The following is a 20,480-nucleotide window of genomic DNA, read 5'->3' on the forward strand; positions in this document are numbered from 1 at the left end:
AAAAAGCCGTCATCACGACGGCTTTCTTGTATCCAGCATCTGCAATCAGCGCCGGGTCAGCAGCACACCCGATTCCATGTGATGCGTCCACGGGAACTGGTCGAACAACGCGCACTGGGTGATGCGGTGCGTGTCGTGCAACTGGGCGATGTTGGCCGCCAGGGTTTCCGGGTTGCAGGAGATGTACAGGATGTTGTCGAAACGCCGGGTCAGTTCGCAGGTGTCCGGGTCCATGCCGGCGCGCGGTGGATCGACGAATACGCTACCGAACTCGTAGCTTTTCAGGTCGATACCGTGCAGGCGACGGAACGGACGGACTTCGTTGAGCGCTTCGGTCAGCTCTTCGGCGGACAAACGTACCAGCGTGACGTTATCCACAGCGTTTTCGCTGAGGTTGCTCAACGCGGCGTTGACCGACGTCTTGCTGATTTCGGTGGCCAGTACTTTACGCACGCGAGTCGCCAGCGGCAGGGTGAAGTTGCCGTTGCCGCAATACAGCTCCAGCAGATCGTCAGTGCGATCGCCCAGCGCTTCGTAAGCCCAGTTCAACATCTTCTGGTTCACCGTGCCGTTAGGCTGGGTGAACGCGCCTTCCGGCTGGCGGTAGCTGAAGGTGCGGCCGCCGACTTCAAGTTGCTCGACCACATAATCCTGGCCGATGACTTCGCGTTTGCCCTTGGAGCGACCAATGATGCTGACGCCCAGATCCGCCGACAACCGGGTCGCCGCCGCGTGCCAATGCTCGTCCAGCGGACGGTGGTAGCACAGGGTGATCATTGCGTCGCCGGCCAGTGTGGTCAGGAACTCCACCTGGAACAGCTTATGACTCAACGCCGAACTCGCCTGCCACGCAGCCTTCAATTGCGGCATCAACTGGTTGATGCGCAGGCTGGCAATCGGGAATTCTTCAATGAGGATCGGCGTGCGCTTGTCGTCCTGGGAGAACATTGCGTAATGCCGCTCACCGCCCTCGCGCCACAGACGGAATTCGGCACGCAGGCGGAAGTTCGCAAGCGGCGAGTCGAACACGGTCGGCTCGGGTGCATCGAACGGCGCCAGCAGATCACGCAGGCGCGTGACCTTGGCTTCCAGTTGTTCGGCGTAAGCTTTGGAATCGAAAGTCATGCGTTGAACCAACCCAACTTGATCACGAACAGAATCGACAGAATCACCAGCGCCGGGTTCAGCTCACGAGCGCGGCCCGACAGCAGCTTGATCGCGGTCCAGGAGATGAAGCCAAACGCGATGCCGTTGGCGATCGAGTAAGTGAATGGCATGGCCAGCGCAGTCACAACGACAGGCGCGGCGACGGTGATGTCATCCCAGTCTATTTCCGCCAGGCCCGAAGTCATCAACACGGCGACGAACAGCAGCGCCGGTGCAGTGGCGAACGCCGGAACGCTGGCCGCCAGTGGCGAGAAGAACAACGCCAGCAGAAACAGAATCGCCACGACGATGGCCGTCAGACCGGTACGGCCGCCAGCACTCACGCCAGCCGCGGATTCGATGTAGCTGGTGGTGGTCGACGTGCCCAGCAGCGAACCGGCCATGGCCGCGGTGCTGTCGGCGATCAGTGCGCGCCCCATTTTCGGCATGTGGCCGTCCTTGCCCATCAGGCCGGCACGCTTGGCAACGCCGATCAGGGTGCCGGAGTTGTCGAACAGGTCGACGAACAGGAACGCGAAGATCACGCTGACCAGACCGATGTCCAACGCGCCTTTGATGTCCAGTTGCAGGAAGGTCGGCGCCAGCGAAGGAGGCAACGAGGTCACGCCGCCGAACGGGGTGAAGCCCATGGCGATCGAGGTGATGGTCACTGCCAGAATGCCGATCAGCACCGCGCCGCGCACTTTCAGCGCTTCGAGAGCAACAATCAGGGCGAAGCCGAGGGTGGCGAGGATTGGCGCAGGTTGTTTCAAGTCACCGAGGCCGACCATGGTCGCCGGGTTGCTGACCACGATGCCGGCGTTGTGCAAGGCGATCAGCGCCAGGAACAGGCCGATACCGGCAGCAATTGCCGAACGCAGGGGCAGCGGGATGCTGTTGATGATCCATTCGCGGATGCGGAAGATCGACAACAGGAAGAACAGCACCGCGGAAATGAACACCGCACCCAGCGCGACTTGCCAGGTGTGGCCCATGTGCAGGACGACGGTATAGGTGAAAAAGGCGTTCAGACCCATGCCCGGTGCGAGGGCGATCGGGTAGTTGGCGATCAGGCCCATGACCGTCGAGCCAATGGCCGCGGCCAGGCACGTGGCGACGAACACCGCGCCCTTGTCCATGCCGGTCTCGCCGAGAATGCTCGGGTTGACGAACAGAATGTAGGCCATGGCCAGGAAAGTCGTGATGCCCGCCAGAATCTCGGTCCGCACGTTGGTGTTGTGTGCCTTGAGTTGAAACAGCCTTTCCAGCATGTCCGCTCCCCGTGGCGCGCGTGGCGCCGTGAATGTATCGACCTCAACAGCAAAGCACAGACCGTAGCAAGCGCCTGGGAAATTATGGTGGGCCGGAAAAAGCCGCGCATCATACCAGCAGCGTGAGGAATATGGCGGATGTTGGTGTCGATCGTCGGCGAAGTTTTGCGCTGTGGTCAACTGCGCCATACTGCGCGCAGTTTTTTGGTGATGGGGGAAGCATGAGCAAGTGCCGGTTTACAGCGTTTGGATTGATCGCAGGCCTGATGGCCGGGACGTCGGCAGTGTGGGCCGCCTCGGCGCCGCCCTTGTCGCAAGTCAAAGTGATCAAGGTGCAATCTTCGGCCTGCGGCCTTGAAGACATCGCCGATGGTCAGGCGCAAACCCAGTGCAATCACAACGGCGCGAGTATCAAGGTCTACGTGCTGGAAGTCGGTTATGGCCAGAACCAGCCGCAGGCCACGCTCGACGGTTTTGAAGTGAATGGCACCCGGGCCCCGGTCTGTGCCTTTGATACCGGCAATCTGACTGAATGTACGCCCGGCAGCAAAACCGTCGGCTCTCTTTATACCTTCGATCTGGCGGGCAAGCAGGAAGGCACCTTCACCTTCAGCAACACCTCGATCAACGCTCCGCGCAATACGATGTCGACGCAGCTTTACATCAAGTAACGGCTGTTGCTGCGCGATCCGGGCGAAGCTGACTACGCTTTGAAGATCACCCAGCGGAAAGCGCCCATGACCTTTAGAGCCCTGATTACCCTCGCCGAGGGCATCGATGATCTGCACAGCGTGACCCTGATCGACGTACTGCGCCGCGCCGGCATCGAAGTGCTGGCGGCCAGCATCGAAGGCCGGCGCATGTTGACCTGCGCCCGCGGCACACGCCTGACCGCTGACGGCATGTTGGTCGATGTGCTGGCGCAGACCTTTGACCTGATCGTCCTGCCCGGCGGTGCCGTCGGTTCGCAACACCTGGCGGCGCATCAACCACTGCAACAACTGCTCAAGGATCAGGCCAGCGCCGGACGCCTGTTCGCCGCCATCGCCGAAACCCCGGCCGTCGCCCTGCAAGCCTTCGGTGTTTTACGCCAGCGACGCATGACCTGCCTGCCGAGCGCCAGCCATCAATTGTCGGGTTGTACGTTTGTTGATCAACCCGTGGTCGTCGACGGCAACTGCATCACCGCCCAGGGCTCTGGCGCCGCGCTGGAGTTTGCACTGACGCTGGTCGAGCAACTGGGCGGCAAGGCGTTACGGGTGAAAGTGGCGGGGGAGTTGGTGGTTTGAATAGCTTCAAACCTTCACCTCTTCCACCGGCACATGCATCCGGTCGCGGTTGGCCAGTGTCGGGAACAGTTTGATCCACGTCCCCGTCACCACCAGCGTGCCAATCCCGCCCATGACCACCGCCGGCACGGTGCCGAACCAGTGGGCGGTGACGCCGGATTCGAATTCGCCCAACTGGTTCGAGGCGCCAATGAACAGGCCGTTGACCGCGCTGACCCGGCCGCGCATTTCGTCCGGGGTTTCCAGTTGCACGAAGGAGGCGCGGATCACCATGCTGATCATGTCTGCCGCGCCGAGCACCACCAGCACCGCCAGCGAGAACCAGAACGAAGTCGACAGGCCGAAGGCAATGGTCGCGACGCCGAAGATCCCGACAGCGGTGAACATCACCCGGCCGACATTGCGCTCTACGGCAAATCTTGCCAGGAACAGCGACATCCCCAGCGCGCCGACTGCCGGCGCCGAGCGCAGCAAACCAAGACCCCACGGCCCGGTCAGCAAAATATCCTTGGCGAATACCGGCAGCAGCGCAGTGGCGCCACCGAGCAGCACCGCGAACAGATCCAGCGAAATCGCCCCGAGAATGTCCGGGCGGCTGCGGATGAAGCGAATCCCTGCCAGCAGTGAGTCCAGCGTGGCTTTGCCTTTGTTCAACGGTGTCTGACGGGCCGGCAGGTTGAGCATCAACGTGCAGGCAATCACATACAGCAGCACGGTCGGGCCATAGACCCAGACGCTGCCGAACGCATAGAGCAGACCGCCGAGCGCCGGGGCAACGATGGTTGCCGATTGTTGCGCCGATTGCGCCGCCGCGACGGCCCGCGGGAACAGCGCACTGGGCACGATGCTCGGCAACAGCGCCTGAGTGGTCGGCATCTCGAACGAGCGCGCTGCGCCGAGCAGGAAGGCGAGGATGAAGATCATCTCCCGGGTGACGTGATCAGTGGCGCTGCCAATGGCCAGCGCCAGAGCGATCAACGCCTGCAACGACTGGCAGATGGCAGCGACCTTGCGCCGGTCGTAGCGATCGGCGACGTGCCCGGTGTGCAGCATGAACAGCAGGCGCGGGGCGAATTCGACCAGCCCGACCAGTCCCAGATCGAGGACGTTGCCGGTCAGTTGATAGAGGTTCCAGCCGATGGCCACGGTGAGCATCTGAAAGCCGCTGGCCGTGAAAATCCGTGCAAACCAGAACGCAAGGAAGGGGCGATGATGACGTAACAGCAGGGGCTCTTGGCTGGGCATCTGAAGGCAGGTCTGGCTCGGAGGGAATTGCGAGATTATCACCAGTCTGTAACAGGAAGTTGCTATGACAAAAAAATTAGTTAGGCAGACATCGATTTTCCTATGAACGCGAATCAACCCTGTGGCGAGGGGATTTAGCGAAACGTCGCACCGCCCCGTTCGGCTGCGCAGCAGTCGCAAATTCGGCGACGCGATTCTATTGAAGAGACGTGTTGAATGGATTCGGGGCCGCTTCGCTGCCCAACGGGGATAAATCCCCTCGCCACAGGGAACTGCACTCATCAAAAAAACCGGTTCAGGTGTTCGATCAGGCAATGAGGCAACTTGTCACGCGGCAAACGGCCACGCGGTTGTTCGTCGCAAATGGGACTACTCTTTCAACGTTGCTTGATCCAGATCAAGACCTCAAACGGAATTGATCCGGTGGCCAGTTGGCCAGACTCCCTGCGTCGCGATGTGTTTAAAAAGAACGAATCAGAATTCGCCGCACTCCATATCCGTGGGGGCAGTGGGTGCAGGCCTCCGGGTCCGCAGCCGGTATTACCTGACAGAGGAAGCCATATGTTCGGTTTAGAGGCACTCGATCTCGCCCGAATTCAATTCGCGTTCACCATCTCGTTCCACATCCTGTTCCCGGCCATCACCATCGGTCTGGCGAGTTACCTCGCGGTGCTCGAAGGCCTGTGGCTGAAAACTCATAACGACACCTACCGTGACCTCTACCATTTCTGGTCGAAGATCTTTGCCGTCAACTTCGGCATGGGCGTGGTTTCCGGGCTGGTCATGGCCTATCAGTTCGGCACCAACTGGAGCCGTTTTTCGGACTTCGCCGGTGCCGTCACCGGGCCTTTGCTGACGTATGAAGTGCTCACGGCATTCTTCCTTGAAGCCGGTTTCCTTGGCGTGATGCTGTTCGGCTGGAACAAGGTCGGCCGCGGCTTGCACTTCTTCTCCACGGTGATGGTGGCGATCGGTACGTTGATCTCGACCTTCTGGATTCTGGCCTCCAACAGCTGGATGCAGACGCCGCAAGGCTTCGAAATCATCAACGGTCAGGTGATCCCAACCGACTGGTTTGCAATCATCTTCAACCCGTCTTTCCCTTACCGCCTGATGCACATGGCGACTGCGGCGTTTGTTGCGACGGCATTTTTCGTCGGCTCGTCAGCGGCCTGGCACTTGCTGCGCGGCAAGGACAACCCGGCGATCCGCACCATGCTGTCGATGGCGATGTGGATGGCACTGATTGTTGCGCCGATCCAGGCTGTCATCGGTGATTTCCACGGTCTCAATACCCTCAAGCATCAACCGGCAAAAATCGCCGCGATCGAAGGCCACTGGGAAAACAAGGGTGACGAAGCGACACCACTGATCCTGTTCGGCTGGCCGGACATGAAGGAAGAGAGAACCAAATTTGCCGTGGAGATTCCGTATCTCGGCAGCCTGATTCTCACGCACTCGCTGGATAAGCAAGTACCTGCGCTCAAGGACTTCCCGCCCGAAGACCGGCCGAATTCGACCATCGTGTTCTGGTCGTTCCGGATCATGGTCGGCCTTGGATTCCTGATGATTTTCACCGGCCTGTGGAGCCTGTGGCTGCGCAAGCGCGACACGCTCTACACCTCGCGTCCGTTTCTTTATCTGGCGCTGTGGATGGGGCCGTCCGGTCTGATTGCGATCCTTGCAGGCTGGTTTACCACTGAAATCGGCCGCCAGCCGTGGGTGGTTTACGGGTTGATGCGCACGGCGGATGCGTCTTCCAATCACAGCTTCGCGCAGATGAGCATCACGCTGATCATGTTTGTGGTGGTGTATTTCGCGCTGTTCGGTGCCGGTCTCGGCTACATGATGCGCCTGGTGCGTAAGGGGCCGAAGATCAGCGAGGGCGAGGAAACACCGGAAGGTGGGCCTGGCAAGAAACGCACACCGGCCCGTCCGTTGTCCGCAGCCGACGATTCGTCCGATGCCGACCACGGCGACGACGTCACCCTGAACAAGGAGATTTGACTCATGGGTATTGATCTTCCGCTGATCTGGGCCGTGATCATCATCTTCGGCATCATGATGTACGTGGTCATGGACGGCTTCGACCTCGGGATCGGGATCCTCTTCCCGTTCATTCCGGGCAAGGTCGACCGTGACGTAATGATGAACACCGTCGCCCCTGTCTGGGACGGCAACGAAACCTGGCTGGTGCTCGGCGGCGCGGCGCTGTTTGGCGCTTTCCCGCTGGCGTACTCGGTGGTGTTATCGGCGTTGTACCTGCCGCTGATCTTCATGCTGATCGGCTTGATTTTCCGCGGAGTGGCGTTCGAGTTTCGTTTCAAGGCCAAAGACGACAAGCGCCATCTGTGGGACAAGGCATTCATCGGTGGCTCGGTGGCCGCGACGTTCTTTCAGGGGGTCGCGCTCGGGGCGTTCATCGATGGGTTGCCGGTGGTCAATCGGCAATTTGCCGGCGGATCGCTGGATTGGCTGACACCGTTCACGATGTTCTGCGGCGCGGCACTGGTGGTGGCTTACGCGTTGCTCGGCTGTACGTGGCTGATCATGAAGACCGAAGGCAAGCTCCAGGAGCAGATGCATAACCTCGCTCGACCACTGGCATTCGTGCTGTTGGCGGTGATCGGTATTGTCAGTATCTGGACGCCGCTGGCCCATCCGGACATCGCGACGCGCTGGTTCAGCATGCCTAACCTGTTCTGGTTCATGCCGGTGCCGATTCTGGTGCTGGTGACGATGTATGGCTTGATCCGCGCCGTGGCGCGTAACGCCAACTACATGCCGTTCCTGCTGACGCTGGTGCTGATTTTCCTCGGCTACAGTGGTCTGGGCATCAGTCTGTGGCCGAATATCGTGCCGCCGTCGATCTCGATCTGGGACGCTGCCGCACCGCCGCAAAGTCAGGGCTTCATGCTGGTCGGCACGCTGTTCATCATCCCGTTCATCCTGGGTTACACCTTCTGGAGCTACTACGTGTTCCGCGGCAAGGTTACCCATGAAGACGGTTATCACTAAAGCTGTGGGAGCGGACTTGTTCCGGGTGGCGTTCCGCCGATGGCGTCGGCTGCGGCGCCATCGTTCTGACTGAGGATCGATGCAATGACTGGCAAACATTCCCTGCACGACATTAAAGAAGCCGAAAAAAAGCCGCTGTGGCAGCGGCTCGGCTGGTTGGCCATGATCTGGATTGGTAGCGTCGGCGCACTGTTTATCGTTGCGAGCCTGATGCGCATGTTCATGAACGCTGCAGGTCTGACCACTCATTGAAACGTCTGGTCGCCTTCGAGGCGTGGATTTGAAACCCTCCGAACGGAGGGTTTTTTTTGCCTGCCGTTTTACTTGCGGGCTTTGAGAATCACGAATTTCGGTGTGTTTGCCACTTGCTCGACGCCGCGGAACAGCCGCGCCAGTTTGCTGTGATAGCCCAGATGGCGGTTGCCGACGATGTACAACGCACCGCCTACCACCAACGCTTCGCGCGCTTGCTGAAACATGCGCCAGGCCAGGAAATCACCGACCACTTGCTGCTGATGGAACGGTGGATTGCACAGCACCACGTCAAGCGATTGCGCTTCCTGACCGGCCAGACCGTCGCCGGCACGCACGATCACGTCGCGATCACCGAGCGCTGCGCGCCAGTTCTCGGCAGCCGACTGCACCGCCATGAACGATTCGTCGACCAGCGTGTAGTGCGCGTCGGGGTTTTGCAGGGCGCTGGCAATTGCCAGCACACCGTTGCCGCAGCCAAGGTCGGCGACCCGTGCAGTGCCAAGGTTCTTCGGCAGATGCGGGAGAAAGGCACGGGTGCCGATGTCCAGGCCTTCCCGGCAGAATACGTTGGCGTGGTTGAGCAGTTCGATGGCCGGAGTGTCGAGACGATAACGCGAAGGGTAGGGCGACACCGCCGCTTCTTTCGCTTCAGGGGTGGCAACCAACAGTCGTGCCTTTTTCACTGCCAGTGAAGCCTGCACCGGGCCGATGTAGCGTTCCAGCAAATCGCCAGCAGCGCGCGGCAGGTGTTTAACCATGGCGGCGGCGACCACTTCTGCGCCGGGCGCCAGTTGCCCTTGCAGGCGAATCAGTTGTTCTTCCAGCAGGGCCAGGGTTTTCGGTACGCGGATCAGCACTCGGTCGAACGGACCGACCAAAGGCTCGCTCGCCGGGATGCCCTGGATCGCATCAAAGGCCTGGCCGTTGCGCAGCAGATTTTTCTCCAGGCCCTGAAAGCCCAGAAATGAGTCGCCGCTGCTGCTGACTTCAACCTTGCCCAACAGACTGGCGGCCAACGCGCCGAAACTGTCGTTGAGGACCAGTACCCGTGTGCTGGCCGCCGGTTGCTGCGCCGCCAGATGATTGAGCAGGTATTCATCGGCTGCGTCGAAAGCTTGCAGCGGTTCATTTTGCTGTTCGGGCTGGCGGATCAGGTCAAGTTGGGCGAAGGGCGTGTCAAGCAAGGGCATGGGGCGGGGACTCAGGGTGATCAAGGTGTGTTCCGCGGCCGGGTCTGTTGCGGCGGAACCCGACCCAGTGGACTGCGACTCTGAAAGACAGCGTCATCACTCGGGAAGGGCACAAATGGTACGTTTTTTTCCAGTGGAATACCCGTAAGTTTTGAAGGACGCCAAGCGGCAGGTTCAGATAATGCCAGCTCTGGCAGCGGCGATAACCGCAGAAATCTTGTTGCAGACGTTGAGTTTCTCAATCACGTTTTGTACGTGATAGTTGACGGTACGCTCGCTCAGGCTGAGAATTTTTGAAATCTCATACGCTGTCTTTCCGCCGGCGGACAATTGCAGAACCTCTAGTTCTCGTGGCGAAAGGTGCGGCTGGTCGGGCTTGGTCGACTGCTTTGGCAATGTACGAGCAAACAATTCGCTCAAATGACTGGCTGCGTAAAAGATGTAGCCGAAATGTTCATACAGTTCGAGTGGGCTGATCGGGCAGTGCTTGCGCGCCAGGCTGAGGATACTGCACAAGCCGCTTTCCTTGTGATGGAAGGATTGCGACCAGCCATGTTGCAGGCCTTGTTGCTGCAAGGCTTGCCACACATGCGGAGCCTTCGCATACAGCGTTTCATTCCAGACAATCGGCATCATTGAGTGATTGCAGTGTGCTACTACTGGATCTATTGAACTGAATTTTTTTTGTTCATACTGCGTGTTCCATTCTTCGGGGTAGTTATTGATTTGCAAGGTGTTTGGCGATGTAACTTGTTTCGGCAACGCAACAGTTACGGCACAAAAGTTGAAACCAAGATTTTCGGCAAATCTGAGCAATATCGGATACGCAGTATCGATGCCCTTGGCGAAAGTCAGCTGCTTCAACTGCGACTCCTTCCACGTTTCCATTAAAAAATGCTCCGTGCAATTTCTGGGGTGCCTCTTGGATCCAATCCGATCCGCACGAAAACGAGTGTAGGACGTTTCCCACTTGGCGTTCTGATTATTTTGCTCTTGGATCAAGTGATTATTTGAATGACTGGTTATTAAGTACAGAGTGTTTTATATGTGACTTATCATTGTTACAGAATTTTACTTGTGAACAAGAAATGGAAAAGTGCACTCACCTTATCCAAAGGACAGACATCCTGATATTACTACAAATCAGTGGTTTTTAAGCGCACGACTTTGCGCGAGACTGTTGGTCAACCGTTGAATGGAGTGCCCAATGACTGCCAGCACAGAAAAATTCACCCATCAGACCTTGCTCGACGTGCAGCCGTTGACGCCCAGCCTGTTCACCTTGCGTACCACCCGGGATCCCGGGTTTCGCTTCCGAGCCGGTCAGTTCGCCCGACTCGGCGTGATCAAGGCCGATGGCAGCACGGTGTGGCGCGCCTACTCCATGGTGTCCTCACCGTTTGACGAGTTTCTTGAGTTTTTTTCTATCGTAGTACCCGGAGGCGAGTTCACCAGTGAACTGAGTCGACTGGAGGTCGGCGATACCTTGATGGTTGAACGTCAGGCCTATGGCTATCTGACCCTTGATCGTTTCGTCGACGGGCGGGATTTGTGGTTGTTGTCCACGGGTACGGGAGTCGCGCCTTTCCTTTCTATCCTGCAGGATTTCGAAGTCTGGGAAAAATTCGAACGGATCATCCTCGTATACAGCGTCAGGGAAGCGCGCGAATTGGCTTATCAGTCGTTGATCGCTGAACTGGCACAGCGTGATTATCTGGCGGAGCACATCCACAAGCTGCAGTACATTGCGACTGTCACTCGCCAGACGCACCCCGGCGCGCTGAACGGGCGGATCACGACACTGATTGAGAACGGTGAGCTTGAGCGAGCCGCCGGTGTGGAAATGTCTGCTGAACACTCGCGCGTCATGCTGTGTGGCAATCCGCAGATGATCGACGACACGCGCGCCTTGCTCAAACAGCGGCACATGAGCCTGAGCCTTACTCGGAGGCCTGGCCAGGTGGCGGTTGAAAACTACTGGTGAACAAACGGCGCCTCGCAGGCGCCGTTTTTTTTTGGTGTGGCTGATTCAGGGCTGATTGTTCTGAGCCTTGAGCAAATCTCGGATCTCGCCCAGCAATTCCTCTTCTTTGGTCGGAACCGGCGGCAGGGTAGGCGCCACGGCTTCTTCGCGCTTCAGACGGTTGATGGCTTTGACACCCATGAAAATCGCGAAAGCGACGATCACGAAGTCCAAAACGGTCTGGAGGAACTTGCCGTACGCGAGCATCACCGCAGGTGCATCGCCCTGAGCGGCTTTTAGCGTAATGGCCAGATCACTGAAGTCCACTCCACCGATCAACAGGCCGATTGGCGGCATGATCACGTCACCGACAAAGGATGAAACGATTTTGCCGAAGGCGGCACCGATGATGATACCGACGGCCATGTCGACCACATTGCCTTTGACCGCGAAGGCCTTGAACTCGTTAAGCACGCCCATAGGTTATTTCCTTGTTACAGATGAGTTTTGGTGTGCGCAGTGTAAATCAGCAAAACGCGTCCTGCGCGAAACACCTTCTTACAATGCACGTTTTTATCGACACATGATCAGGCGATTAGTTTGCAAAGTGCCACTAATCGCGCGCGGATTACGCCATAAGCACATGACTTGGAAGGCATTTTTTTCAATCATTGCGTTACGTTCTTTCTATTTATGTTCAACGCCGCAGGCCTCTAGCCTTGGGTTGGCGCACCTGGATGCGCCCAAAAAAAACAGAGGATCCTGATATGAATTCCGCTATTGGACTGGGGGCTTTTCCCCATCGCCGCACGCTTGGGGTAATCACCGCCAGCCTGTTGAGCTTTTCCGTGCATGCCGCTCCCTTGACCCGCGACAACGGTGCGGCGGTGGGTGACAACCAGAACTCGCAGACGGCAGGGGCCAATGGCCCGGTGCTGTTGCAGGACGTGCAACTGATCCAGAAGCTGCAGCGCTTTGACCGCGAGCGCATTCCCGAGCGTGTGGTACATGCTCGCGGCACCGGTGCCCACGGCAATTTCACGGTTACCAACGACCTTAGCGACTTGAGCAAGGCCAAGGTGTTCGCCGCCGGCCAGAGCACTCCGGTATTCGTGCGTTTCTCCGCCGTGGTTCACGGTAACCACTCCCCTGAAACCCTGCGTGATCCGCGCGGTTTCGCCACCAAGTTCTACACGGCCGACGGTAACTGGGACCTGGTCGGCAACAACTTCCCGACCTTCTTCATTCGCGATGCAATCAAATTCCCGGACATGGTGCACGCGTTCAAGCCTGACCCACGTACCAACCTTGATGACGATTCGCGCCGGTTCGATTTCTTCTCCCATGTGCCCGAGGCTACGCGCACGCTGACCGAGTTGTATTCCAACTCGGGTACTCCGGCCAGTTATCGAGAGATGGATGGCAATGGTGTGCATGCTTATAAGTTGGTAAATGCCAAAGGCGAGGTGCATTACGTCAAGTTTCACTGGAAGAGCTTGCAGGGCATCAACAATCTGACGCCCAAGCAAGTCGGCAAAGTCCAGGGTCAAGACTACAGTCACATGACTAACGATTTGGTTACTAATATAAACAAGGGCAACTTCCCGAAGTGGGACTTGTACATCCAGGTGCTAAAACCACAAGATTTGTCCAAGTTTGATTTCGATCCATTGGATGCAACAAAGATCTGGCCGGGTATCCCGGAGCGAAAAGTTGGACAAATGGTTCTAAACCGTAATCCGGCAAATGTGTTCCAGGAAACCGAACAAGTTGCCATGGCGCCGGCTAACGTAGTTCCTGGTATCGAGCCTTCGGAAGACCGTTTATTGCAAGGTCGAGTGTTCTCTTATGCCGATACACAAATGTACCGCCTCGGTGCCAATGCCCTGCAATTGCCGATCAACGCACCGAAAGTTGCGGTGAACAATGGCAATCAGGATGGTGCGATGAACTTCGGTGCCAGCGCTTCCGGCGTGAACTATCAACCGAGCCGTCTGCAACCGCGTGAAGAAACGCAAACCGCGCGCTACAGCCAGATGGCGCTGTCGGGCAGCACGCAGCAGGCGAAGATCCAGCGTGAGCAGAACTTCAAGCAGGCAGGCGATCTGTACCGCTCGTTCAGCAAGAAAGAGCGTCGCGATCTGATCGACAGCTTTGGCGGCTCGCTGGCCACCACCGATGACGAGAGCAAGCACATCATCCTGTCCTTCCTTTATAAGGCTGATCCCGAGTACGGCACCGGTGTCACTGAGGTGGCCAAGGGTGATCTGAACCGGGTCAAGGCCCTGGCAGCCAAACTGGTCGACTGATTCCACGCAACGTAACGCGGGGCCTGAGTCAGGCCCCGTTTCGCTGAGGGAGATTGCTGATGCGTGTTTATCTTTTGCTGTTGTTCGGGGTCATGTCCTGTGGTGCGCTGGCAGCACCGGCCGTGCAAAGCCCTGACGCGATCAAGGCACAGCTACAGGATTACTATTTCGACGCCGCCCGGCGCGGTGATGTGCCGATGCTCGATACCTTTATCGAGTCCGGTTATTCACTCGATACGCGCGACGACAAGGGCTACACCGCGCTGATTCTGGCGGCTTATCACGGTCAGGCACCCGCAGTGGAGCGCTTGCTCGCCGCCGGTGCGGATGCCTGTGCTCAGGACCAGCGCGGTAATACGGCGCTGATGGGCGCGATTTTCAAGGGTGAGTTACAGATTGCCCGCCGACTGATGGCCACCGATTGCAGCCCCGATCAACGCAACGGTGCCGGTCAGACGGCGGCGATGTACGCGGGTTTGTTCAAGCGCCTTGAATTGCTCGACGCGCTGCAAGCCAAAGGCGCCGACCTGAATGCTGAGGATCCGCTGGGTAACAGTGCCGCGCGTCTGGCCAGCGGCGAGATCCGTACCGCAGCGCCGCGCTGATCGGCGGCGCGTGCGTTATCATCGCGGTTTTTGTCGGGGGTTCTGATGGCCAAGGCCAAGCGCATGTACGGCTGCACCGAGTGCGGCGCAACTTTTCCCAAGTGGGCCGGCCAGTGTGGCGAGTGCGGTGCCTGGAATACGCTGACCGAAACCATGATCGAGAGCGGCGGCGCGACAGCCCCCTCCGGACGCACCGGTTGGACCGGGCAGCAGGCGCAGATCAAAACCCTGGCCGAAGTCAGCGTCGAAGAGATTCCACGGTTTTCCACAGCCTCCAGTGAGCTCGATCGTGTGCTGGGCGGCGGCCTGGTCGATGGCTCGGTGGTGTTGATCGGCGGCGACCCGGGTATCGGCAAGTCGACGATTCTGTTGCAGACCCTGTGCAACCTCGCCAAGAGCATGCCGGCGCTGTACGTCACCGGCGAGGAATCCCAACAGCAAGTGGCCATGCGCGCCCGCCGCCTCGGTTTGCCTCAGGATCAGCTACGGGTGATGACCGAAACCTGCATCGAGACCATCATCGCCACGGCACGTCAGGAAAAGCCCAAGGTGATGGTGATCGACTCCATTCAGACGATCTTCACCGAACAACTGCAATCGGCGCCCGGTGGCGTATCTCAGGTACGCGAGAGTGCGGCGTTGCTGGTGCGCTATGCCAAGCAGAGCGGCACGGCGATTTTCCTCGTCGGCCACGTGACCAAGGAAGGCGCGCTTGCCGGCCCGCGCGTGCTTGAGCACATGGTCGACACCGTGCTGTATTTCGAAGGCGAATCCGATGGCCGTTTGCGTTTGCTGCGGGCGGTGAAAAACCGCTTCGGCGCCGTCAACGAGTTGGGCGTGTTCGGCATGACCGACAAGGGTTTGAAAGAAGTCTCCAACCCTTCGGCGATTTTTCTCACCCGTGCCCAGGAAGAAGTCCCGGGCAGCGTGGTGATGGCGACGTGGGAAGGCACCCGGCCGATGCTGGTGGAAGTGCAGGCGCTGGTCGATGACAGTCATCTGGCCAACCCGCGCCGTGTGACGCTGGGTCTGGATCAGAACCGATTGGCGATGTTACTGGCGGTTTTGCATCGCCATGGCGGCATACCGACTCACGATCAGGATGTGTTCCTGAACGTGGTGGGTGGGGTGAAGGTGCTGGAAACCGCATCTGACCTGGCGCTGATGGCGGCCGTGATGTCGAGCCTGCGCAATCGGCCGTTGCCCCATGACCTGCTGGTGTTTGGCGAAGTCGGGTTGTCCGGCGAAGTGCGTCCGGTGCCCAGCGGTCAGGAGCGCTTGAAGGAAGCGGCCAAGCATGGCTTCAAACGCGCCATTGTGCCGAAGGGCAATGCGCCAAAAGAGTCGCCGCCGGGCTTGCAGATCATCGCCGTGACCCGCCTGGAACAGGCCCTCGACGCCCTCTTCGAATAACCAAAATCCCCTGTAGGAGCTGCCGAAGGCTGCGATCTTTTGATCCTGCTTTTAAAAGATCAGGATCAAAAGATCGCAGCCTTCGGCAGCTCCTACAGGGGGCCGGTTTGATCAGATTTCGATCAGCGCACCCAATTCCCGCTCCAGCTCCTGCGGATCACCGAGGTTGAACTCGATCAAGCGCCGCAGCCGTTCGATCGACTCAAGGCTGATGTGCTTGCAGACAAAGCCCAACTGGCCGTGGTCATCGTGGGTCAGTTGCACATCCATCTTGATGCCGACCTCATCATTGAGATGAATATCGACCAGAAAGTGCCACTGCGGATTGCCCAGCCACGGCTCGGGTTTTTCGATCAACAGTCCCTTGAGCGACAGATCGATCAACTTGACCGGCCAGATGTACTCGCCCTGACTCAATTCAGTTCTGGCATCGAACGCGATACGTTTGAATCGGCGACGCTCTGCTGGGTGCTCGCTCATGGCGCAATCCTCTCGAAGGTTTGCTGACTATAGACCCGACCAACCGGGTGCAGCCAACGATCAGGGCGTCTAGACCTATGTCGGGGTATGGCCTTTGTCGCCGTAAGCGCTAAACTCGGGGTGGCTGTCTTTCTTGTCCACCCTGGCTGGAATAATAAAATGAAAAACAATAATAGCCTGCTACGCCACTTACCCTGGCTAGTGCTGGCAATCGTAGGAGCGTGCGCCCTGGGCGTAGTGGCATTGCGCCGAGGCGAGGCGATTAACGCCTTGTGGATTGTGGTCGCTGCCGTGGCCATTTATCTGGTTGCGTACCGTTACTACAGCCTGTTCATCGCAACCCATGTGATGCAACTCGATCCGCGTCGGGCCACCCCCGCCGTGCTCAACAACGACGGTCTGGACTACGTTCCAACCAACAAACACATTCTTTTCGGTCACCACTTCGCGGCGATTGCTGGCGCGGGGCCTCTGGTCGGTCCGGTTCTGGCGGCGCAGATGGGGTATCTGCCCGGCACGCTGTGGCTGATTGCCGGTGTGGTGCTGGCGGGCGCGGTGCAGGACTTCATGGTTCTGTTCATGTCGACCCGTCGCAACGGCCGTTCCCTGGGCGACATGGTGCGTGAAGAAATGGGCCGTGTTCCCGGCACCATTGCACTGTTCGGCTGCTTCCTGATCATGATCATCATCCTCGCGGTGCTGGCGCTGATCGTGGTGAAAGCACTGGCCGAAAGCCCGTGGGGCATTTTCACCGTGATGGCGACTATCCCGATCGCGATGTTCATGGGCATTTACATGCGCTACATCCGCCCGGGCCGCATTGGTGAAATCTCCGTGGTCGGCGTTTTGCTGCTGCTGGGTTCGATCTGGCTCGGTGGGCAGATTGCCGCCGATCCGGTGTGGGCCAAGGCGTTCACCTTCACGGGTGTGCAGATTACCTGGATGCTGGTCGGCTACGGTTTTGTCGCTGCTTCGCTACCGGTCTGGCTGATTCTGGCGCCGCGTGACTACCTCTCCACGTTCCTCAAGATCGGTACCATCGTCGCATTGGCGATTGGCATTCTGGTGACCATGCCCGAGCTGAAAATGCCGGCGCTGACCCAGTTCGTCGACGGCACCGGCCCGGTGTGGAAGGGCGGTCTGTTCCCGTTCCTGTTCATCACCATTGCTTGCGGTGCGGTCTCCGGTTTCCACGCGCTGATTTCTTCGGGCACCACGCCCAAGCTGCTGGATAACGAAACCAACGCCCGTTACATCGGTTACGGCGGCATGCTGATGGAGTCATTCGTGGCGATCATGGCCATGGTCGCTGCATCGGTGATCGAGCCTGGCGTGTATTTCGCCATGAACAGCCCGGCGGCTGTCGTCGGCAGTGACGTGGTGTCGGTTGCGCAAGTGGTCACCAGTTGGGGTTTTGCGATTACGCCTGAGGCGCTGCAAGCCGTGGCGAATGACATCGGCGAAACCACCATCCTCGCCCGTGCCGGCGGTGCACCGACCCTGGCGGTGGGTATTGCGCAGATCCTGCACAGTGTCCTGCCGGGTGAGAACACTATGGCGTTCTGGTACCACTTCGCGATCCTGTTTGAAGCGCTGTTCATCCTGACCGCAGTCGACGCCGGTACTCGTGCCGGACGTTTCATGCTGCAGGATCTGCTCGGCTCCTTCGTTCCGGCGCTCAAGCGTACTGAATCCTGGACCGCCAACCTGATCGCCACCGCCGGTTGTGTGGCGATGTGGGGCTGGTTGCTGTACCAGGGCGTGATCGATCCACTGGGCGGCATCAACACCTTGTGGCCGCTGTTCGGTATCTCCAACCAGATGCTGGCCGGTATCGCGCTGATGCTCGGCACCGTGGTCCTGATCAAGATGAAGCGCCAGCGCTACATCTGGGTCACGCTGCTGCCGGCAACCTGGCTGTTGATCTGCACCACGACCGCAGGCTTCATCAAGCTGTTCGACGCCAACCCGGCGATCGGCTTCCTGTCGTTGGCCAAGAAGTACAGCGATGCGCTGGCCAATGGTCAGGTGATTGCTCCCGCGAAAAGCGTCGAGCAGATGCAGCACGTGATCTTCAACGCTTACACCAACGCCACGCTGACGGTGCTGTTCCTGTTCGTGGTATTCAGCATCCTGTTCTATGCGCTCAAGGTCGGCATCGCTGCCTGGGGCAAAAAAGAGCGTACGGATAAAGAATCGCCATTCCAGGCTCTGCCGGATGCGTAACCAGAGGATTGCAGCATGTTCAATGACCTGAGTCGCCTCGGTAAATACCTCGGTCAGGCCGCGCGCCTGATGGTCGGCATGCCCGACTACGACACCTACGTCGAGCACATGCAAAACAAACATCCGGACAAACCGGTGATGAGTTACGAGATGTTCTTTCGCGAACGTCAGGAGGCCCGTTACGGTGGCAAGGGTGGGCCGAAGTGCTGTTGATCTGACAGCCTGAGGTTGATGCAATCCCCCCTGTGGGAGCTAGCCTGCTAGCGATGAGGGCGTGTCAGTCGACATCCATGTCGAATGACACACCCTCATCGCCAGCAGGCTGGCTCCCACATTTGTTTTGTGTTGTTCATTCATTTTGTGAAGGGGATCGATTTGTCTTCTCCAATACCCGTAACAGTGCTCAGCGGTTTCCTCGGCGCCGGCAAGACCACGTTGCTGCGCCATATCCTGAAAGCCGAGCACGGCCTGAAAATCGCCGTCATCGAGAACGAATTCAGCGATGCCGGTATCGACACCCAGTTGCTGGGCGACGAGCCGGTGCAGGTCATGACCCTGGCCAACGGCTGCGTCTGCTGCACCATTCACACGGATCTGACCAAAGCCCTGTACCTGCTGCTTGAGCGTCTGGACAGCGGCGAGATCGCCTTCGATCGTCTGGTCATCGAGTGCACTGGTCTGGCCGATCCGGCACCGGTCGCGCAGACCTTTTTCATCGACGAAGAACTGCGCGAGCGTTACCTGCTCGACGGCATCATCACCCTGGTCGACGCAGCTCACGCCGACGTGCACCTGACCCAGACCATCGCTCAGGCGCAGATCGGTTTCGCCGACCGTTTGCTGGTGAGCAAGACCGATCTGGTGGACGAAGCCACATTCACCGCGCTGAGCGAACGTCTGACCCGAATCAACCGGCGTGCGCCGATCCGCGTGGTCGAGCATGGCAACATCGATCTGGCCGAACTGCTGGATGTGCGCGGCTTCAACCTGAATGCCGATCTCGGCGGTGGCCTGAGTTTGCGCCCGGTGAGCAAAGCCCCCTCGATCGACCGCATCTCAAGTCTGGTACTGCGCACCGATCAGCCGCTGGATATCGACCAGCTCAGCGAGTTCATGAATGAGCTGCTGGAAGAACATGGCAAGCAATTGCTGCGTTACAAAGGCGTGCTGAACATTGCCGGCGAAGATCGGCGTCTGGTGTTTCAGGGCGTGCTGAAACTTTACGGTTTCGACTGGGACACCGAATGGGCCGAGGGTGAGAAACGCGAGAGTGTGATTGTGTTTATTGCCGATGATTTGCCGGAAGAGAAGATCCGGGCGGGGTTTGCCAAGGTGGTGGCGATCTAACTGACGACGCAGCGGTCGTTGACGGAATACAGAAGGGTGTTTTCCAGATGATCCAGATGTTGATTCATCAGCATACCGGCTCTGCAAACATCCCCACACTCCACCGCCTCAACCAATGCCAAATGCTCCTGCCACGCGCAACAGTTGTGCGTAGTCCCGCCACACCGCGCAATCGCCAATGAAGTCAGCGGCACCAGACTGCCCAGAAAATGCGCCAGCGGTGCATTCCCCGCCATGCGCGCCAATTGCAGATGAAACTCCCCGGACAAGCGAATCGCCGCGCCCCGCCGATCCTGTTCCACGGCCTGCCGTTCACGCTCTATCAAGGCTCGCAGACGTTTCAAACCGTCAGCCTTTGGACGCTGACACGCCAGGCGCACCAGCGTGTTTTCTGTCAGCCGTCGTGCATGCAAAGTCTGCCGCGTTTGCTCTGCATCCGGCGCGGCCACCCGTGGCCGATGATTGGCGCGCAACACGATGACGTGCTCGTTGCCAAGCTGCGTCAGCGCCCGGCGCACGTCCGCGCGGCTGGCGCCGAACATCTGCTTGAGGCTGTCTTCGGTGAAGCGGCTGCTCGGATCGATGCGCTGCTCCAGAATCGCGTCGAACAGGCGCGGGTACAGATCATCCACCGGCGCGCGCAGGCGGGAGAAGGGCAGGGCGGCTGACATCTGGCGAGGGTGCGACGGCGTGGCAAGGCTGTTCATGGCCGGTCTCCAGTGT

General features: G+C 58.9%; 20 protein-coding genes. 12 read left to right on the plus strand and 8 right to left on the minus strand.

Annotated features, from left to right (window positions below; genetic code table 11):
• Positions 1-45: 45 nt before the first annotated feature.
• Positions 46-1,125 (minus strand): tRNA (uridine(54)-C5)-methyltransferase TrmA, encoded by a 1,080-nt coding sequence (gene trmA / locus ICA16_RS24635; RefSeq protein WP_210701836.1) that lies wholly within the window; start codon positions 1,123-1,125, stop codon positions 46-48.
• On the minus strand, positions 1,122-2,417 hold the full coding sequence (locus tag ICA16_RS24640; protein ID WP_150602166.1) for an NCS2 family permease: 1,296 nt from the start codon (positions 2,415-2,417) through the stop codon (positions 1,122-1,124). The genes trmA and ICA16_RS24640 overlap by 4 nt, the downstream gene beginning before the upstream one ends.
• 266 nt (positions 2,418-2,683) lie before the next feature.
• Here ICA16_RS24640 and ICA16_RS24645 point away from each other — a divergent pair, with 266 nt between their 5' ends.
• Positions 2,684-3,088: a DUF4879 domain-containing protein gene (locus ICA16_RS24645; protein WP_224450917.1), complete on the plus strand. Its 405-nt coding sequence runs from the start codon at positions 2,684-2,686 to the stop codon at positions 3,086-3,088.
• Positions 3,089-3,154: 66 nt separating this feature from the next.
• The gene (locus tag ICA16_RS24650; RefSeq protein ID WP_210701837.1) at positions 3,155-3,706 is read left to right on the plus strand and encodes a DJ-1 family glyoxalase III; all 552 of its coding nucleotides are present in this window, start codon (positions 3,155-3,157) and stop codon (positions 3,704-3,706) included.
• Positions 3,707-3,712: 6 nt separating this feature from the next.
• Here ICA16_RS24650 and ICA16_RS24655 read toward each other — a convergent pair whose 3' ends face one another.
• Positions 3,713-4,951: an MFS transporter gene (locus ICA16_RS24655; RefSeq protein WP_150617344.1), complete on the minus strand. Its 1,239-nt coding sequence runs from the start codon at positions 4,949-4,951 to the stop codon at positions 3,713-3,715.
• Between the two features lie 561 nt (positions 4,952-5,512).
• Here ICA16_RS24655 and ICA16_RS24660 point away from each other — a divergent pair.
• The 3 genes from ICA16_RS24660 (at position 5,513) to ICA16_RS24670 (ending at position 8,221) form a co-directional block, all read left to right on the plus strand.
• Positions 5,513-6,958, plus strand: a complete 1,446-nt coding sequence (locus tag ICA16_RS24660; protein ID WP_150617345.1) for a cytochrome ubiquinol oxidase subunit I — start codon at positions 5,513-5,515, stop codon at positions 6,956-6,958.
• A 3-nt stretch (positions 6,959-6,961) separates the two neighbouring features.
• On the plus strand, positions 6,962-7,969 hold the full coding sequence (gene cydB, locus ICA16_RS24665; RefSeq protein ID WP_150602171.1) for a cytochrome d ubiquinol oxidase subunit II: 1,008 nt from the start codon (positions 6,962-6,964) through the stop codon (positions 7,967-7,969).
• Positions 7,970-8,053: 84 nt separating this feature from the next.
• Positions 8,054-8,221 (plus strand): DUF2474 domain-containing protein, encoded by a 168-nt coding sequence (locus ICA16_RS24670; RefSeq protein ID WP_080896061.1) that lies wholly within the window; start codon positions 8,054-8,056, stop codon positions 8,219-8,221.
• Between the two features lie 68 nt (positions 8,222-8,289).
• Here the strand turns inward: ICA16_RS24670 and ICA16_RS24675 are convergent, their stop codons facing one another.
• Both ICA16_RS24675 and ICA16_RS24680 read right to left on the minus strand, forming a co-directional pair.
• Positions 8,290-9,414: a methyltransferase gene (locus ICA16_RS24675; RefSeq protein WP_210701838.1), complete on the minus strand. Its 1,125-nt coding sequence runs from the start codon at positions 9,412-9,414 to the stop codon at positions 8,290-8,292.
• A 174-nt stretch (positions 9,415-9,588) separates the two neighbouring features.
• On the minus strand, positions 9,589-10,302 hold the full coding sequence (locus ICA16_RS24680) for an autoinducer binding domain-containing protein (protein WP_210554882.1): 714 nt from the start codon (positions 10,300-10,302) through the stop codon (positions 9,589-9,591).
• 319 nt (positions 10,303-10,621) lie between these two features.
• Here ICA16_RS24680 and ICA16_RS24685 point away from each other — a divergent pair, with 319 nt between their 5' ends.
• Positions 10,622-11,398 (plus strand): ferredoxin--NADP reductase, encoded by a 777-nt coding sequence (locus ICA16_RS24685; protein WP_210701839.1) that lies wholly within the window; start codon positions 10,622-10,624, stop codon positions 11,396-11,398.
• A gap of 45 nt (positions 11,399-11,443) precedes the next feature.
• On the opposite strand, the gene mscL is transcribed toward ICA16_RS24685, so the two are convergent.
• Positions 11,444-11,857, minus strand: coding sequence for a large-conductance mechanosensitive channel protein MscL (mscL, locus tag ICA16_RS24690; protein WP_150602175.1), 414 nt, complete (start codon positions 11,855-11,857; stop codon positions 11,444-11,446).
• Between the two features lie 287 nt (positions 11,858-12,144).
• On the opposite strand from mscL, the gene ICA16_RS24695 reads away from it, so the two are divergent.
• From ICA16_RS24695 to radA, 3 genes are read left to right on the plus strand one after another with little or no spacing between them, the layout of a single operon-like run.
• A complete protein-coding gene (locus tag ICA16_RS24695; protein ID WP_150617347.1) occupies positions 12,145-13,686 on the plus strand; it encodes a catalase in 1,542 nt (513 codons plus the stop codon).
• A gap of 59 nt (positions 13,687-13,745) precedes the next feature.
• Complete coding sequence (locus ICA16_RS24700; RefSeq protein WP_210701840.1) at positions 13,746-14,291, plus strand: ankyrin repeat domain-containing protein; 546 nt, start codon at positions 13,746-13,748, stop codon at positions 14,289-14,291.
• 45 nt (positions 14,292-14,336) lie between these two features.
• Positions 14,337-15,704, plus strand: a complete 1,368-nt coding sequence (gene radA / locus ICA16_RS24705; protein WP_008084632.1) for a DNA repair protein RadA — start codon at positions 14,337-14,339, stop codon at positions 15,702-15,704.
• Positions 15,705-15,815: 111 nt separating this feature from the next.
• Here radA and ICA16_RS24710 read toward each other — a convergent pair whose 3' ends face one another.
• Positions 15,816-16,184 carry a PilZ domain-containing protein gene (locus ICA16_RS24710; RefSeq protein ID WP_210554885.1) on the minus strand — a complete coding sequence of 123 codons (369 nt, stop codon included), beginning with the start codon at positions 16,182-16,184 and terminating at the stop codon, positions 15,816-15,818.
• A 159-nt stretch (positions 16,185-16,343) separates the two neighbouring features.
• On the opposite strand from ICA16_RS24710, the gene ICA16_RS24715 reads away from it, so the two are divergent.
• From ICA16_RS24715 to yjiA, 3 genes are all read left to right on the plus strand, one after another.
• Positions 16,344-18,410, plus strand: coding sequence for a carbon starvation CstA family protein (locus tag ICA16_RS24715; RefSeq protein ID WP_150602179.1), 2,067 nt, complete (start codon positions 16,344-16,346; stop codon positions 18,408-18,410).
• A 15-nt stretch (positions 18,411-18,425) separates the two neighbouring features.
• A complete protein-coding gene (locus ICA16_RS24720) occupies positions 18,426-18,623 on the plus strand; it encodes a YbdD/YjiX family protein (RefSeq protein ID WP_042561171.1) in 198 nt (65 codons plus the stop codon).
• A 162-nt stretch (positions 18,624-18,785) separates the two neighbouring features.
• Positions 18,786-19,757, plus strand: a complete 972-nt coding sequence (gene yjiA / locus ICA16_RS24725; RefSeq protein WP_210701841.1) for a GTPase — start codon at positions 18,786-18,788, stop codon at positions 19,755-19,757.
• Here the strand turns inward: yjiA and ICA16_RS24730 are convergent.
• A complete protein-coding gene (locus ICA16_RS24730; protein ID WP_210701842.1) occupies positions 19,754-20,464 on the minus strand; it encodes a GntR family transcriptional regulator in 711 nt (236 codons plus the stop codon). The two genes, yjiA and ICA16_RS24730, sit on opposite strands and share 4 nt — an antisense overlap.
• Between the last annotated feature and the right edge of the window lie 16 nt (positions 20,465-20,480).

Source organism: Pseudomonas anatoliensis (assembly GCF_017976235.1).
Taxonomy (GTDB): domain Bacteria; phylum Pseudomonadota; class Gammaproteobacteria; order Pseudomonadales; family Pseudomonadaceae; genus Aquipseudomonas; species Aquipseudomonas anatoliensis.